This is a genomic window from Curtobacterium sp. KBS0715 (assembly GCF_005938005.2).
Classification (GTDB): domain Bacteria; phylum Actinomycetota; class Actinomycetes; order Actinomycetales; family Microbacteriaceae; genus Curtobacterium; species Curtobacterium flaccumfaciens.
In genome coordinates this window covers 164,641-179,766 of record NZ_VCCA02000001.1, presented here as the reverse complement: position 1 = coordinate 179,766, position 15,126 = coordinate 164,641, and the positions used below count along the sequence as shown (strand labels likewise).

Annotated in this window: 15 protein-coding genes and 1 tRNA gene; 10 read left to right on the top strand and 6 right to left on the bottom strand. The window is 70.1% G+C overall.

Features of this window, described 5'->3' with window-relative positions; genetic code table 11:
- Positions 1 to 73 precede the first annotated feature (73 nt).
- Positions 74 to 1,216, top strand: a complete 1,143-nt coding sequence (locus tag FFG40_RS00925; RefSeq protein WP_138801960.1) for a glycerol dehydrogenase — start codon at positions 74 to 76, stop codon at positions 1,214 to 1,216.
- A gap of 11 nt (positions 1,217 to 1,227) precedes the next feature.
- On the opposite strand, the gene FFG40_RS00920 is transcribed toward FFG40_RS00925, so the two are convergent.
- Entirely contained in the window at positions 1,228 to 2,031 is an 804-nt protein-coding gene (locus FFG40_RS00920; protein WP_260678758.1) for an NAD(P)H-hydrate epimerase, read from the bottom strand.
- Between FFG40_RS00920 and FFG40_RS00915 the strand changes: the two genes are divergently transcribed.
- Complete coding sequence (locus FFG40_RS00915) at positions 2,030 to 2,815, top strand: alpha/beta fold hydrolase (RefSeq protein ID WP_071244025.1); 786 nt, start codon at positions 2,030 to 2,032, stop codon at positions 2,813 to 2,815. The two genes, FFG40_RS00920 and FFG40_RS00915, sit on opposite strands and share 2 nt — an antisense overlap.
- A 53-nt stretch (positions 2,816 to 2,868) precedes the next feature.
- Positions 2,869 to 3,900 carry an aldo/keto reductase gene (locus FFG40_RS00910; protein ID WP_138801958.1) on the top strand — a complete coding sequence of 344 codons (1,032 nt, stop codon included), beginning with the start codon at positions 2,869 to 2,871 and terminating at the stop codon, positions 3,898 to 3,900.
- A 231-nt stretch (positions 3,901 to 4,131) separates the two neighbouring features.
- Here the strand turns inward: FFG40_RS00910 and FFG40_RS00905 are convergent.
- Positions 4,132 to 4,207, bottom strand: a tRNA-Thr gene (locus FFG40_RS00905).
- 37 nt (positions 4,208 to 4,244) lie between these two features.
- Complete coding sequence (gene msrB, locus FFG40_RS00900) at positions 4,245 to 4,652, bottom strand: peptide-methionine (R)-S-oxide reductase MsrB (protein ID WP_027466599.1); 408 nt, start codon at positions 4,650 to 4,652, stop codon at positions 4,245 to 4,247.
- 65 nt (positions 4,653 to 4,717) lie between these two features.
- On the opposite strand from msrB, the gene FFG40_RS00895 reads away from it, so the two are divergent.
- From FFG40_RS00895 to FFG40_RS00865, 7 genes are all read left to right on the top strand, one after another.
- Positions 4,718 to 5,191 carry a GNAT family N-acetyltransferase gene (locus FFG40_RS00895; protein ID WP_185974057.1) on the top strand — a complete coding sequence of 158 codons (474 nt, stop codon included), beginning with the start codon at positions 4,718 to 4,720 and terminating at the stop codon, positions 5,189 to 5,191.
- A complete protein-coding gene (locus FFG40_RS00890; protein ID WP_138801956.1) occupies positions 5,191 to 6,192 on the top strand; it encodes a DUF2332 family protein in 1,002 nt (333 codons plus the stop codon). Before FFG40_RS00895 ends, FFG40_RS00890 begins: the two co-directional genes overlap by 1 nt.
- Before the next feature lie 97 nt (positions 6,193 to 6,289).
- Positions 6,290 to 6,631 (top strand): DUF3263 domain-containing protein, encoded by a 342-nt coding sequence (locus FFG40_RS00885; protein WP_138801955.1) that lies wholly within the window; start codon positions 6,290 to 6,292, stop codon positions 6,629 to 6,631.
- Positions 6,628 to 7,233, top strand: a complete 606-nt coding sequence (locus FFG40_RS00880) for a LytR C-terminal domain-containing protein (protein ID WP_138801954.1) — start codon at positions 6,628 to 6,630, stop codon at positions 7,231 to 7,233. The genes FFG40_RS00885 and FFG40_RS00880 overlap by 4 nt, the downstream gene beginning before the upstream one ends.
- A gap of 180 nt (positions 7,234 to 7,413) precedes the next feature.
- Positions 7,414 to 7,617, top strand: coding sequence for a cold-shock protein (locus tag FFG40_RS00875; protein ID WP_017888049.1), 204 nt, complete (start codon positions 7,414 to 7,416; stop codon positions 7,615 to 7,617).
- 257 nt (positions 7,618 to 7,874) lie between these two features.
- Positions 7,875 to 9,497, top strand: a complete 1,623-nt coding sequence (groL, locus tag FFG40_RS00870; protein WP_138801953.1) for a chaperonin GroEL — start codon at positions 7,875 to 7,877, stop codon at positions 9,495 to 9,497.
- Positions 9,498 to 9,812: 315 nt separating this feature from the next.
- The gene (locus tag FFG40_RS00865; protein WP_138801952.1) at positions 9,813 to 10,709 is read left to right on the top strand and encodes a hypothetical protein; all 897 of its coding nucleotides are present in this window, start codon (positions 9,813 to 9,815) and stop codon (positions 10,707 to 10,709) included.
- A gap of 202 nt (positions 10,710 to 10,911) precedes the next feature.
- Here FFG40_RS00865 and FFG40_RS00860 read toward each other — a convergent pair whose 3' ends face one another.
- The 3 genes from FFG40_RS00860 to FFG40_RS00850 form a co-directional block, all read right to left on the bottom strand.
- Positions 10,912 to 12,606, bottom strand: a complete 1,695-nt coding sequence (locus tag FFG40_RS00860) for a cell wall metabolism sensor histidine kinase WalK (protein ID WP_138801951.1) — start codon at positions 12,604 to 12,606, stop codon at positions 10,912 to 10,914.
- Between the two features lie 66 nt (positions 12,607 to 12,672).
- Complete coding sequence (locus FFG40_RS00855; RefSeq protein WP_017888045.1) at positions 12,673 to 13,368, bottom strand: response regulator transcription factor; 696 nt, start codon at positions 13,366 to 13,368, stop codon at positions 12,673 to 12,675.
- 51 nt (positions 13,369 to 13,419) lie between these two features.
- Entirely contained in the window at positions 13,420 to 15,117 is a 1,698-nt protein-coding gene (locus FFG40_RS00850; RefSeq protein WP_017888044.1) for a DNA repair helicase XPB, read from the bottom strand.
- Between the last annotated feature and the right edge of the window lie 9 nt (positions 15,118 to 15,126).

Sequence of the window (15,126 nt, the reverse complement as noted above, 5' to 3'; positions counted from 1 at the left end):
ATCAGTGGCCCCGCGTACCGTCGGCGGCGTCGGCCACCCCGACACCTCTCGTACAACCGGAAGGAACCGCACAATGGCCACTCCCATCAGCACCGTGATGAGCCCCGCCCGCTACGTCCAGGGCAAGGACGCGATCACCCGCGTCGGCGAGTTCATCGCCCCGATCGGCAAGCGGCCCCTGATCGTCGCCGACGACGTGGTCTGGGGCATCGTCGAGACCGCCGTCACCGAGAGCTTCCGATCCGCCGACCTGGCCGTGGAGCGGGTCGGGTTCGGCCGCTTCGCCACCCCCGAGGCCGTCGACGAGCTCGTCGAGCAGATCCGCGCGAAGGACGCCGACGTCATCGTGGGCCTCGGCGGTGGCTCCGCGATCGACGCCGCGAAGGCCGCTGGGCACCTCGCCGGCATCCGGTGGGCGAGTGTGCCGACCGCCGCGTCCACCGACGCCCCGACCTCGGCGCTCGCCGTCATCTACACCGCCGAGGGCGAGTTCATCGAATACCGCTTCTTCCCGCACAACCCGGACCTGGTGCTCATCGACACCAGACTCGTCGCCAACGCGCCGGTGCAGTTCCTGGTCGCGGGCATCGGCGACGCGCTGGCGACCTGGGTCGAGGCCCGTGCCGCGAAGCGCGCCAACGCCGACACCATGGCCGGCGGCCTGCAGACCCAGACCGGCGTCGCGCTCGCCGAGCTGTCGTGGAAGCTCCTGCACGAGAACGCCCTGCAGGCGATCGAGGCCGTCAAGGCCAAGGTCGTCACCCCGGCGCTCGAGAAGGTCGTCGAGGCGAACACGCTGCTGTCCGGCCTGGGCTTCGAGTCCGGTGGGCTCGCCGCCGCCCACGCGATCCACAACGGGCTGACCGCGGCTCCGCAGGCGCACGGCCTGGCGCACGGTCAGAAGGTGAACATCGGGACGATCGCGCAGCTGGTGCTCGAGGGTGCCCCGGCCGAGGAGATCGAGGACTTCGTCGTCTTCACCACGAAGGTCGGCCTGCCGAACACCCTGACCGAGATCGGCCTGACGGTGGACGATCGTGACGTGCTGCGCGCCGTGGCCGAGGCTGCGACGGTGGAGGGCGAGACCATCCACAACATGCCGTTCCCGGTGACGCCGGAGCTCGTGGTCGACGCCCTGGTCGCCATCGAGGGCATCGCACGCAGCATCCGCGCCGAGCACGGTCTGCCGGAGCCCGTGCTGTACGAGCACCGCTGACTGTCGAGGGGTCAGGTGCGGATCAGCGGCTCCATCGTGGCCAGGTCCGCACCGATCCCGACGTCGACGAGTTCGATCCGCCCGGCGAGGGTGGCGGCGGGTCCGGTCAGCAGGCCGGCCTTCACACCGCCGAAGGTGACGGTGACGTCGGCGTGCAGGATGTGGTCGTCCGCGACCCCGCCGGTGTCCACGTCGATGCCGCTCGGCACGTCCACCGCGACGACGAACGGCGCACGCTGGTCGCGGGCGAGCTCACGGATGGCGTCCACGACCTCGCGCGCGGGGGACCGCAGCGCGTTCGCGCCCCGTGCCCCGATGCCGAGGATGCCGTCGAGCACCAGGTCGGCCTCGAGTGCCGCCTCGGTCGCGACGTCCGCCAGGCGTTCGCCGTCGCTCCGGCCGGCGGCTCGCAGGATGTCGGCCGCTCCGCCCGCGTTCGGTCCCGAGGCGCCGGACGGGCCGTCGAGCAGACGGGCGCCGGCGTCCAGCGCCGCTGCCAGGCCGGCCTCGTGGACACGGGCACCGACGCGCAGGACCGCCACGTGCCTCCCGTCCGCTGCCAGGCGAGCACCCGCGAACAGGGCGTCACCGCCGTTGTCGCCGCTGCCGGCGAGCACGAGGACGGATCCCGGCCCGTCGACCGGCCGCACGGCCGGGTCGTCCAGGAGGTCGCCGACGATGGACGCGAGCCCGTCGGCGGCGCGCTGCATCAGGGGTTCCCCCGCGTCGAGGTGGGGGCGTTCCGCCGCCCGGATCTGATCGCCGCCGTAGCCGTCCATGGCCACCACACTGCCCCGATACGCTTGAGAGGACATGTCACTCGTCCCCGAAGCGCCCCGCCCCCGGTTCGTGATGTCGCCCGACGGCCTGCGACTCGCGACCTACGACTTCGGCGACCCCGACGCCCCGGCCGTCATCGCGGTGCACGGCTTCGCGTCCGGTGCGGTGCTCAACTGGCACGCCTCGGGCTGGACGCGGCACCTGGTCCGTGCCGGCTACCGGGTCCTGGCGCTCGACCAGCGCGGGCACGGCGCGAGCGCGAAGCCGCACGACCCGGGTGCCTACTCGATGGACCTGCTCGTCGCCGACGTCACCACGGTCATCGACACGTACCTGCTCGACGACGTCGCGTTCCTCGGCTACTCGCTCGGCGCACGGGTCGGCTGGCACACCGCCGAGCGGCTGCCGGGCCGGATCTCGCGCGCGGTGTTCGGCGGGATCCCGGACGCCGACCCGATGCGTCGGGTCCGCGTCGACCAGGCGAAGGCGTACATCGCCGACGGCACCCCGATCGAGGACCGCGTCACCAACGGCTACCTGACGATGGCGGGCAACGTCGAGGGCAACGACCTCGGCGCGCTCGTGGCCATGGTCGAGGGGATGCGGAACAGCATCGAGCCGACCCCGGAGAACGCCCCGGCGCAGCCGCTCCTGATCGCCGCGGGCAGCGAGGACGGCATCCGCGACAGCGCGGTCCGGCTCGCCGAGGCCGCACCGGACGCCACCTTCTTCGAGATCCCGGGGCGCAACCACTTCAACGCCCCGACCTCGCGGCCGTTCCGCGAAGCGGCGCTGCGGTTCCTGTCCGCCCCGCGCTGAGGGGTACTCGTGGGTCCCCTCGGTCGGGCGGCACCGGGCGTACCGTCCCCGCCATGGACTACAGACTCCTCGGCAACAGCGGGACATCGGTGTCGACGCTGACCCTCGGCACCATGACGTTCGGCAGCGAAGCCGACGAACCCACCTCACACGCCATCCTCGACGCCTTCGTGGCCGCCGGTGGCACGCTCGTCGACACGGCGGACGTCTACTCCGGCAACGAGTCCGAGCGGATCATCGGCCGCTGGCTCGCAGCGCACCCCACCGAGGCCGCACAGGTCGTCCTCGCCACCAAGGGCCGGTTCCCGCAGGGCGACGGCCCGAACGACCTCGGCCTGTCCCGACGACACCTGCGCGTGGCCCTCGACGCCTCGCTCGAGCGGCTCGGCGTCGACCACATCGACCTGTACCAGATGCACGCGTGGGACGCACTGACCCCCGTCGACGAGACCCTGCGGTTCCTCGACGACGCCGTGTCCGCCGGCAAGATCGGCTCCTACGGGTTCTCGAACTACCTCGGCTACCAGGTCACCAAGGCCGTCTACGAGGCGAAGGCCCACGGCTGGGCGCCGCCGGTCACCCTGCAGCCGCAGTACAACCTGCTCGTCCGCGACATCGAGCACGAGGTCGTGCCCGCCTGCCTCGACGCCGGCATCGGCCTGCTGCCCTGGTCGCCGCTGGCCGGCGGCTGGCTCTCCGGCAAGTACCAGCGCGACGAGGCCCCGACCGGCGCCACCCGCCTGGGCGAGAACCCGCAGCGCGGCATGGAGGCGTGGGAAGCCCGCAACGGCGACGAGCGCACGTGGGAGGTGCTCGACGCCGTCTCCGAGGTGGCCGACGCCCACGACGCGTCGAAGTCACAGATCGCACTCGCCTGGCTGCTGGCCCGGCCCGCGGTCACGAGCGTGATCCTGGGCGTCCGCACCCTGTCGCAGCTCGAGGACAACCTCGGTGCCGCGGACCTGGTGCTCACCGACGGCGAGCTCGACCGGCTGACCGACGCCAGCGCTCCCCGCATCGACGACTACCCCTACGGAACGGCCGGCGTCGCACAGCGGGAGCGGAAGATCACCGGCGGGCGCTGAGCCGGCGGGTGCCGAGCTGGCGGACGGTGACCGGACAGGGCCGCTGCGCGTTCGTGCACATCGTGCGGATTTCCGCGGATGTGGGGTCAGGGTGTGGACGTGCGGGTCGGTGAGGTGTCATCCTCGTCGCACGACCGGCTGGTTACCGCGTCCAGCGCCCGGAACGCCCCCTGATCCGCGTTCCGTGTGCCGATGCCCCGGGCGAGACTTCGCCCGGGGCATCGCTTCGTCTGGGGCCGGCAGCGGGACTTGAACCCGCAACCCCCGTATTACAAGTACGGTGCGCTACCAATTGCGCCATGCCGGCTGACGCCGCTCATCCTACCGGTGAGGGCGTCCGGGGCTCACTCGCCCGACTTCTCCGAGAAGTTCAGCGAGATCGAGTTCATGCAGTACCGGTCACCCGTGGGGGTGCCGAACCCGTCCGGGAACACGTGGCCCAGGTGCGAACCGCAGTTCGCGCACCGGACCTCGGTGCGGGCCATGCCGAGGGAGTTGTCCTCGATGAGCTGCACGGCGTCCGGGTTCACCGACTCGTAGAACGACGGCCAGCCGCAGCCGGAGTCGAACTTCGTGCCGCTCTTGAACAGCTCCGCGTTGCAGGCCGCACAGGTGTAGACGCCGGCGCGCTCCTCGTCGAGGAGTTCACCGGTCCACGGTCGTTCGGTCCCCGCCTGGCGGAGGACGGCGTACTGGTCCGGGGAGAGCTCCTCGCGCCACTGGGCGTCGGACTTGTCGACGTTGTATGCCATTGGTTCCTCCTGCTTCCGGCCGGGCTCTTCCGGGCACTCCCGACCACTTCACTAAACTCGCCACGATGTCCGAGCATTCCGTACACCACGCCCGCTGGACCCGTCTGACGACGGACGAACTGTACGGCATCGTCGTCGTCCGCAACCGCGTGTTCGCGCTCGAGCAGCGGGTCACCGCCGAGGACTTCGACGGCCGTGACCGCGAGCCCGACACCGAGCACTGGTGGTTCGGCACGGACACCGATGCGGTTGGGTACCTGCGGCTCATCCGTCCGGCAGTCGACGAGGTCCACCCCGACGGCGCGGAGCCACCGGCGTGGGTGATCGGCCGGGTCGCGACCGACCCCGGACACCGTGGGCAGGGGATCGCCGGCCGGCTCGTCGCCGCCGTCCTCGACGAACACGGGCACGACCCGTTCGTCCTGCACGCCCAGGAGTACGTCGCCGCCCTGTACGAGCGGTACGGCTTCGTGCGGTTCGGGGAGGCGTACGACGAGGCCGGCATCCGCCACGTCGGCATGCACCGGCCCGGGCGCTGATGGACACCCGCACCCGGTACGACGCGTACGCCGACCGCGTCCAGGCCGTCTCGCCGTCGTACGCCGCCTGGGCACGGTCGCTCGACGACTCCCTCGTCGCGCTCCTCGCCGAGGTCCCCGAGCAGCAGCGGCAGCCGGAACTGTTCTTCGCGGTCGCGCGGCGACTGGGCGCGGACCCGTCGGACCCGGGTGCGCTGCGCGCGCTCGGCCTGGAGGCCCGCCCCGCGCTGGTCGCGGCCCTCGCCTCCGCCACGGTGCAGGCCAACGACCCGCAACGGCTCGCACCGGTCGTCCCGCTGTTCGCGGCGCTCGCCGAACGGTCCGCGCGGCCGCTCGGCCTGGTCGACGCCGGTGCCGCCGCCGCGCTGTGCTCGATCCCGGACCGGGTGACCCTGGACTACCGGGTCGGTTCCGGGGCCGCGGTCCTGCGGATGCACACGGCCGTCGCCGATCCCTCGGTCCGGCTGGCCGCGGACGCCTCCGGGGCCGTTCCCACACCCGCGACCGTCCCGATCAGGGTCGGCGCCCGGGTGGCGCTCGACCCGAACCCGATCGACCTGTCGGTCCCCGGTGCGTTCGACCGGCTGGTCGAGGCGGTCCCGCCCGAGGCGTCGGACCGGACCGCCCTGATGCGTCAGGCTGCGCGCGCAACGCTCGCCGTGCCTCCAGACCGGCTCGTCGGCGCCGTGCCCGGTGACCTCGACCGTGCACTGGACGCCCTGCCGGACGACGTCGAGCCGGTCGTCCTGACCACCGGGACCCTGGTCTACGTGCCGGGCGCGGACCGGCAGCGGCTCGTGGACCGGATCCGTGAGCGGGGTGTGCACTGGATCGCGCTCGAACGCACCGGGATCCTGCGCGGGGTGGCGGCGACGCTGCCCGACGACGTCGACGCGGCCGACCCGGACGCCTTCGCGACGGTCTCGCTCGACGGTGTCGCGGTCGCCGTCTCCGACCCGTTCGGCACGCGTGTGCGCTGGTTCCGCGCGCCGAACCTGTGACCGGTGTTCGCGACAGTCCAGCGCCGTGCCAGGGTCCGGATCGACTCCACCCCTACGATGTGCGAGACCCGTTACCCGATACGTGATCGGAACCGCCGTGACCAGCCCCACCGACGAACGCCGCGTCGACCAGCTCGGTGCTGACCAGCTCGGTGCTGACCAGCTCAGTGAGCTCGCGAAGCACGTGCTGTCGTTCGAGCAGGACCGGGCACGGCACGACCGCACGAAGGAAGCGGAGATCCGGGTGGAGTTCGAGATGTCGGCGGCGCGCTACTACCAGGTGCTGAACCGCGTGATCGACTCACCCGCGGCACTCGCGTACGACCCGCAGCTCGTCACCCGGCTGCAGCGGCTCCGTCACGCGCGCACCAGCGCCCGGGCGACGCGCAGCTTCGTCGCGCCCGGTGCAGCTCCCGAAGGACGTGAAGAGGAACGATGAGCACGAGATTCCCCCGAGACCGGTTCGACGACGTCGCCGACGGCCCGCGGGTCGGTGCGCACCGCGGTGCCCAGCGTCGCGGCCGTGGCTGGATCGTCTTCGCCTGGGCGGCGTTCGCCACCGGTGTGCTCGTCGGCATCGGGGTGCTCTCCCTCGCGGTGCTGAACGGCAGCTACTCCTTCAACGGATCCGATTCGCCCTCGGCGTCGACGTCGGCGTCCGCGACCGCCAAGCCCTCGGCGACGTCGAAGCCGTCCGCGTCCTCGTCCGCCGGTTCCGGTTCGGCCGGGGCGGACAGTGCTGCGGCCGCGACGCCGGCACAGCAGGGCACCACCACCGTCGTCGTCCTGAACGGCACGACCACCACGGGCCTCGCAAGCCGGGCGAGTGCGGCGCTGACCGGCGCCGGTTGGCAGGTCGCCTCCACCGGAGACGCCGGCACGACGGGCTCCACGTCGACGATCGTCTACTACCAGCAGGCGTCGCAGGCGGCGGTCGCGCAGGGCATCGCGAAGCAGCTCGGCGTCACGGCCGTGCAGCAGTCGGCGGCGTTCCCGAACGCCGACGTGAGCGTCGTCCTCGGCGCCGACTACACCGGCTGATCCCGGTTCCACCGCGTTATTCGCGCATTTTGTGACGGCTGTGTTTCGGGCACGTTGATTTCTGACGGAATCGACGTGAAACAACGTCACACCTCTTGCCTGATCGGACCGGTTCGGTCAGAGTCCCATGCAGACGACGATCACGTCGTTCCGCACTGCAGTACCAGGGAGCAAGAGATCATGGCCAACGGAACCGTGAAGTGGTTCAACGCTGAAAAGGGCTTCGGCTTCATCACCGTGGATGGAGGGGGCCAGGACGTGTTCGTGCACTACTCGGCCATCGACATGTCGGGTTACAAGGTCCTCGAGGAGGGCCAGGCCGTCGTGTTCGACGTCGGCACCGGGTCGAAGGGCCCGCAGGCAGAGTCCGTCCGCCCCGCCTGAGCACGACCACTTCCAGAACGCGCCGTCCCGTCAGGGGCGGCGCGTTCGTCGTGTGCGGGGACGGTGAGCGGTACGGGGAGCGCGACCGCGGCGGTGGTGCGGGGTCCGCCGGACGCGACGTGTCCTGGGAAGTCGTCACGAGCCTCCCGACTGTGTTGCACTCACACCCGGCGAGTGCCAGAATCGGCGTTGGCACTCGCTCACGCTGAGTGCCAGCACGACCCCCAAGACGACGTCCGGGAGGGACGAAAAACCACATGGCTAAGATCATTGCTTTCGACGAGGAGGCCCGCCGTGGCCTCGAGCGCGGCCTGAACCAGCTGGCCGACGCCGTGAAGGTGACGCTCGGCCCGCGCGGCCGCAACGTCGTCCTCGAGAAGAAGTGGGGCGCCCCCACGATCACGAACGACGGTGTCTCCATCGCCAAGGAGATCGAGCTCGACGACCCGTACGAGAAGATCGGTGCGGAGCTCGTCAAGGAGGTCGCCAAGAAGACCGACGACGTCGCCGGTGACGGAACGACCACCGCGACCGTCCTCGCCCAGGCGCTCGTCCGCGAAGGCCTCCGCAACGTCGCCGCCGGTGCCGACCCCGTGTCGCTCAAGCGCGGCATCGAGAAGGCCGTCTCCGCCGTCTCCGACCAGCTCCTCGCCAACGCGAAGGACATCGAGACCAAGGACCAGATCGCCGCGACCGCGTCGATCTCGGCCGCTGACCCGACCATCGGCGCGCTCATCGCCGAGGCCATCGACAAGGTCGGCAAGGAAGGCGTCGTCACCGTCGAGGAGTCGAACACCTTCGGCACCGAGCTCGAGCTCACCGAGGGCATGCGCTTCGACAAGGGCTACCTGTCGCAGTACTTCGTCACCGACCCCGAGCGCCAGGAAGCCGTCTTCGAGGACGCCTACATCCTGATCGTCAACTCGAAGATCTCGAACATCAAGGACCTCCTGCCGGTCGTCGACAAGGTGATCCAGGCGGGCAAGCAGCTCCTGATCATCGCCGAGGACGTCGACGGCGAGGCCCTGGCCACGCTCGTCGTGAACAAGATCCGCGGCATCTTCAAGTCCGTCGCCGTCAAGGCCCCGGGCTTCGGCGACCGCCGCAAGGCCATGCTGCAGGACATCGCGATCCTCACCGGCGGCCAGGTCATCTCGGAAGAGGTCGGCCTCAAGCTCGAGAACGCGACGCTCGACCTGCTCGGTCGTGCCCGCAAGGTCGTCATCACCAAGGACGAGACCACGATCGTCGAGGGTGCCGGCGACGCCGAGCAGATCGCCGGCCGTGTCCGCCAGATCCGTGCCGAGATCGAGGCGACCGACTCCGACTACGACCGCGAGAAGCTCCAGGAGCGCCTCGCGAAGCTCGCCGGTGGCGTGGCCGTCATCAAGGCGGGTGCCGCGACCGAGGTCGAGCTCAAGGAGCGCAAGCACCGCATCGAGGATGCCGTCCGCAACGCGAAGGCTGCCGTCGAAGAGGGCATCGTCGCCGGTGGTGGCGTCGCCCTCATCCAGGCCGGTGCCGTCGCACTCGAGGCCCTCGAGCTCGAGGGTGACGAGGCGACCGGTGCGAACATCGTCCGCGTGGCCATCGACGCGCCGCTCAAGCAGATCGCGCTGAACGCCGGTCTCGAGCCGGGCGTCGTCGCCGCCAAGGTCCGCGAGCTCGAGTCGGGTTGGGGCCTCAACGCCGCGACCGGCGAGTACGTCGACCTGATCGCCGCCGGCATCATCGACCCCGCCAAGGTCACGCGTTCGGCGCTGCAGAACGCTGCGTCGATCGCCGGTCTGTTCCTGACCACCGAGGTCGTCGTCGCCGAGAAGCCCGAGCGCACCCCCGCTGCTCCGGCTGGCGACCCGACGGGTGGCATGGACTTCTAGAGTCCGTCTGACGGAAGGGCCCCGCACGCTGCGCGTGTGGGGCCCTTCTGTGTGTGTGTGTGTGTGGGCGGGCGGGAGGTCACAACACCCCGCTCAGGTCCGCCGAGCGGTCACGAATCGTCGGCTCGGCCCGTTCCAGTCGACAGATCGTGACCGTCCGGCGGCGCAGGAGCGGGGAGTCGTGGCCGGCTCGTGCGTGCGGCTTGCGCTTGTCCGGGGGTCGTCTCTCCCGCACAGGAGGCCCGGCTCACCTCGTTCTCCACAGGTTGCGAGTGCGCGTGGCCGGCTCACCTGCCCCGCAACGACCATGACGGCATGTCAACTGCCCGTCGCCTCCCTGCTCCGTTCGACCGCACCACCTTCCGCGTGGCCGATGCGGTCGGTCACGGCATCGATCCGGAACGACTCCGACGCACCGACCTGGCATCCCCGGTCCACGGTGTGCGTGCTCCGATCGACTCGGTGGACTTCATCGCCGCCGTCGCCCTGGTCATGCGTCCCGGCCAGTTCTTCAGCCACACGACGGCCGCCACGATCTGGGGTGCGCCACTGCCGCAGTCGGTGTGCTCGGTCGGCCCGGTGCACGTCTCGACCACGAGGGACGGGTGCCGGATGCGTCGGCCCGGCGTGGTCGCGCACCGGCTGGACCAGCCGAGGACCGTCGAACACCGCGGGTTCCCGGTCAGCGTTCCCGCACAGATGTGGTTCGAGTGCGCCGGCGTGCTCGCGCGCGACGCGCTGGTCGCCGTCGGGGACCACCTCGTCGGACCAGCCGGGCTGGCGACGGCGGACGACCTCCGTGCGTCGATCCGCCCCGGCACACGCTTCGCGCTCGCTGCTCGGCGTGCGCTGGACCTCGTCCGGGCAGGGGCGGAGTCGCCGCAGGAGACCTGGTTCCGTCTGGCAGTGGTCGAAGCGGGGTTCCCCGAGCCGGAGCTGAACGTCGATGTGCATGACGGTGCAGGTCGGTTCCTCGGCCGCGTCGACATGGCGTGGCCGGAGTTCCGCATCGCGTTGGAGTACGACGGCGATCACCACCGGGAGCGCGACACCTTCCGACACGATCAGCGACGAGACAACGGGTTCGTGGTGAACGACTGGCTCGTGATCCACGCGACGGCGTCGGACGCACACCGACCCGCGGTCGTGTTCGAGCGACTCCGCCAAGCGTTCGAGGTCCGAGCGGTCGGAAGTCGTCGGCGGTCAGCGTGACGGCCGTGATCGCCACGTCGAAGTTCTGGTCGCTGGGCGGTCACGACATGTCGTCGGCTGTGCGCCGGTCGGTCACGAACTGTCGGTCAGCGGGCGCGCAGACGACAGATCGTGACCACTCGGCGGCGTCGGACGGGGTGTTGTGACCGCTCGGGACGCACGCGGGACGGCAAGGCCGCCCGGGCCGCACGGCCCGCGCGGGTCAGGCGGAGAAGTCGCGCGGGAGCAGGGGGAGCCAGACGCGGAAGGTGGCCCCGCCGCCCTCGGTGTCGAAGACCTCGACCGAGCCGTTGTGCGCCGCGACGATGCCGGACACGATGGCGAGCCCGAGGCCCGAACCGCCGGTGTCCCGGGCGCGGGAGGTGTCCGCACGCCAGAAGCGCTGGAAGATCTTCTCGCGCAGCTGCGGCGGGATGCCCTCACCGTGGTCGATCACGTCGAGGTGCGCCATGCCCCGCTCGTCGTCCACGCCGATGCCGATCTCGATCGGGTCGTCGTTCGCCGTGAACCGCATGGCGTTGCCCATCAGGTTCGTGACGATCTGGCGGATCTTGTTCTCCTCCGCCAGGACGATCGGCGGGCGCTTCGGCAGCACGACCGTGGGCAGCGGGGTGGTCTCGTCGGTCGGCGCGGCACCGGCGTCGATGTTCATGGCACGGGTGCGACGGGCCCGGAGTCGAGCGATGGTCTGGCGCGAGAACGCGATCGGCCCGGTGGTGTTCGCCGAGGTGGGCGACACGGGCGGTGCTTCGCCGGAGTCCGGAGAGCCGATGGACGACGACGCCGACGGGCGGACGGCCTGGGGCACGCTCTCGCCGGTCAGGGAGTCCTCGACGAGGACCTGGATCTCGCGGTCGGGGTTGGAGGCCATCGTGTCGAGCGCCGAGTCACGGGCGATGGCGACGAGGTCGACCGGGCCGAGCTCGAGCGGCTTCGACTCGTCGATGCGGGCGAGCTGCAGCAGGTCCTGCACGAGCAGGCCCATCCGCTGCGCTTCCTTCTCGATGCGCTCCATCGCCTGGGCGACGTCCTCTTCCTTGCGCAGGGCGCCCATCCGGTACAGCTCGGCGTACCCGCGCAGGGACACCAGCGGCGTGCGGAGCTCGTGCGAGGCGTCCCCGACGAACCGGCGCATCTGGGCGATGGTGCGCTCGCGGTCCTCGAACGCGGAGTCGATCCGTTCGAGCATGACGTTGAGGGAGCGGTTGAGCCGGCCGACCTCGGTGTTCGGGGTGTCGGCCTCGAGGCGCTGGTTGAAGTCACCCGCGGCGAACCGTGCAGCGGTGTCCTCGACGTCGCGCAGCGGGTCGAAGGTCGCGGTGACGAGCAGGCGGGTGAGCATGGCACCGAGCAGGATGACCGAGGCCCCGAACCCGAGGAAGATCGCGGTGAACTTGCCGATGGTCTCGTCGGTGCCGGCACTGGAGACGGCGATGAGCACGTAGCCGGTCTCGGTGGTGCCGTCGGACTGGTTCTGCAGCGACGCCGGGATGATCTGGGCGCGCCACTCGTGGTTGTGCTGGCTGTCGTACAGCGAGATGCGCTGGTTCGACTGCGAGGCCTCGACCAGGGTGGCTTCACGGACGTCGGGTCGACTCGACGCCTTCGTCTGGCAGATCCGGTCACCGTCGGCGTCGTACGCGGCGACGTAGGCGCTCTGCGACACCACGACGGACAGCTTGCAGTACTGCTCGCCGTCACTGATGTTCTGACCCTCGAGCTGCTCGGTCGTCTGCTTGACCGTGTTGTCGAGCTGCTGCATGAGGTAGGTGGACAGCACCGTCATCGTGCCGAGTCCGGCGACGAGCAATCCGAGCGCGACGAGCAGCACCGTGATCCCGGTGATCTTGGTGCGCAGGGAGATCCCGTCCCACCAGTGGTTCATTCGCGTGTGCATGCTGCCCCAACGATAGACAGCGGCCGCCCGGTGAAACCGGACGACCGCCGTGAAGAGGTGATGGTGCTACGAGGCCTTGGACGCCTTCAGCATGTACCCGAAGCCGCGCTTGGTCTGGATGATCGGCTCGGCGGAGTACTGGTCGAGCTTGCGGCGCAGGTACGAGATGTAGCTCTCGACGATGCCCGCGTCACCGTTGAAGTCGTACTCCCACACGTGGTCGAGGATCTGCGCCTTCGACAGCACGCGGTTCGGGTTGAGCATCAGGTAGCGGAGCAGCTTGAACTCGGTGGGCGAGAGCTCGATCTGCGCGTCGCCGATCGTGACCTCGTGCGTGTCCTGGTCCATCGTGAGCTCGCCGGCGCGGATGATCGCGTCTTCCTCGTCGTTCATGGTGCGACGGAGGATGGCCTTGATGCGGGCGACGATCTCGTCGAGCGAGAACGGCTTGGTGACGTAGTCGTCGCCGCCGACGGTGAGGCCGGTGATCTTGTCCTCGGTGTCGTCCTTCGCCGTGAGGAACAGGATCGGCGACGTGTAGCCCGAGGAGCGCAGACGCTTGGTCACGCCGAAGCCGTTCATGTCGGGCAGCATCACGTCGAGGATGATGAGGTCCGGCTCTTCTTCCAGCACGGCGGAGATCGCCTGTGCTCCGTTGCCCACCGCACGCACGGCGAAGCCGGCGAAGCGCAACGAGGTCGTCAGGAGGTCGCGGATGTTCGGCTCGTCGTCGACGATCAGGATCTTGGGGCCATCGCTCATGGTCTTATCTTCTGACTGTTCCCTCGGGGATTCCTGAGAGCGGTTCGTACGTCAGCCCACGGGCGTCTGGACTTGGTCGGCATCCAGGATCGTGTACGAGTACCCCTGCTCCGCCAGGAACCGCTGCCGGTTCTGCGCGAAGTCCTGGTCGACCGTGTCCCGGGCCACGAGCGTGTAGAACGACGCGGGCAGGCCGTCCTTGTTCGGGCGGAGGAGCCGACCGAGCCGCTGTGCTTCTTCCTGCCGGGACCCGAACGAGCCGGAGACCTGGATGGCGACGGTCGCGTCGGGCAGGTCGATCGAGAAGTTCGCGACCTTCGAGACGACGAGCACGTCGACCTCGCCGGACCGGAACGCGTCGTACAACCGCTCCCGTTCGTCGACCGGGGTCGCCCCCGTGATCTCCGCGGCGTCGAGCGACGCAGCCAGTTCGTCGAGCTGGTCGATGTACTGCCCGATCACCAGGATCTGCTCACCACGGTGCTTCTCGATGAGTTCCCGCACCACCGGGGTCTTGGCCGGGGACGTCGCGGCGAGCCGGTAGCGCTCGTCGTCGCTCGACGCCGCGTACTCCAGGCGGTCCTGGTGCGGCAGGTCGATGCGGACCTCGTAGCAGGAGGCCGGCGAGATGTAGCCCTGCGCCTCGATCTCCTTCCACGGGGCGTCGTACCGCTTCGGCCCGATGAGTGAGAAGACGTCGCCCTCGCGGCCGTCCTCGCGAACGAGCGTCGCGGTGAGACCAAGGCGACGGCGGGCCTGCAGGTCGGCGGTCAGCTTGAACACCGGCGCCGGCAGCAGGTGCACCTCGTCGTACACGATGAGGCCCCAGTCGAGGGCGTCGAGGAGCGACAGGTGCGTGTACTCGCCCTTCCGGCGGGCGGTGAGGATCTGGTAGGTCGCGATCGTGACCGGCCGGATCTCCTTGACACTGCCCGAGTACTCGCCGATGTCCTCCGGCGTCAGGGTCGTGCGCTTGAGGAGCTCGGTGCGCCACTGCCGCGCCGAGACGGTGTTCGTCACGAGGATGAGCGTGGTCGCCTTGACGGTCGCCATCGCGCCCGCGCCGACGAGCGTCTTGCCCGCACCACAGGGCAGCACGACGACGCCGGAGCCCTGGGCGAAGAACGTGTCGACGGCCTGCTCCTGGTACGGCCGCATGTGCCACTCGGCCGTGTCCAGGTCGATCGGGTGGGGTTGGCCAGGGGTGTAGCCCGCCAGGTCCTCCGCCGGCCAGCCGAGCTTCACGAGCTCCTGCTTGATCTGTCCCCGCGCCCACGGCTGCAGCTCGACCTCGGTCGAGGACCGCATGTCACCGAGCAGCGGCTTGATGCGCTTCGACCGGATGACCTCGGCCAGCACCGACGGGTCCTCGGCGGTGAGGAGCAGGAGCGGCAGCCGCTCGAGTTCCTCGGCTGGGGAGTTCGCGATCACGGGTGCGTCGGGTCGTTCCTCGCGACGGATCACGAGCCGTCCGTAGCGCGAGACCGTGTCGCGGATGTCGACCGTGACGCTCTGCGGCACGGGGAACTTCGCGAAGCGTTCCAGGGTGTCGATCATCGCCTCGGCGTCGTGGCCCGCGGCGCGCGCGTTCCAGAGTCCGAGGCGGGTGATCCGGTAGGTGTGCACGTGCTCGGGAGCGCGTTCGAGCTCGGCGAAGGCCGCGAGCTCGTGGCGTGCGTCCTCGGCATCGGGGTGCGCGACCTCGAGGAGCACGGTGCGGTCGCTCTGCACGATCAGCGGTCCGTTCATGACCTGCCA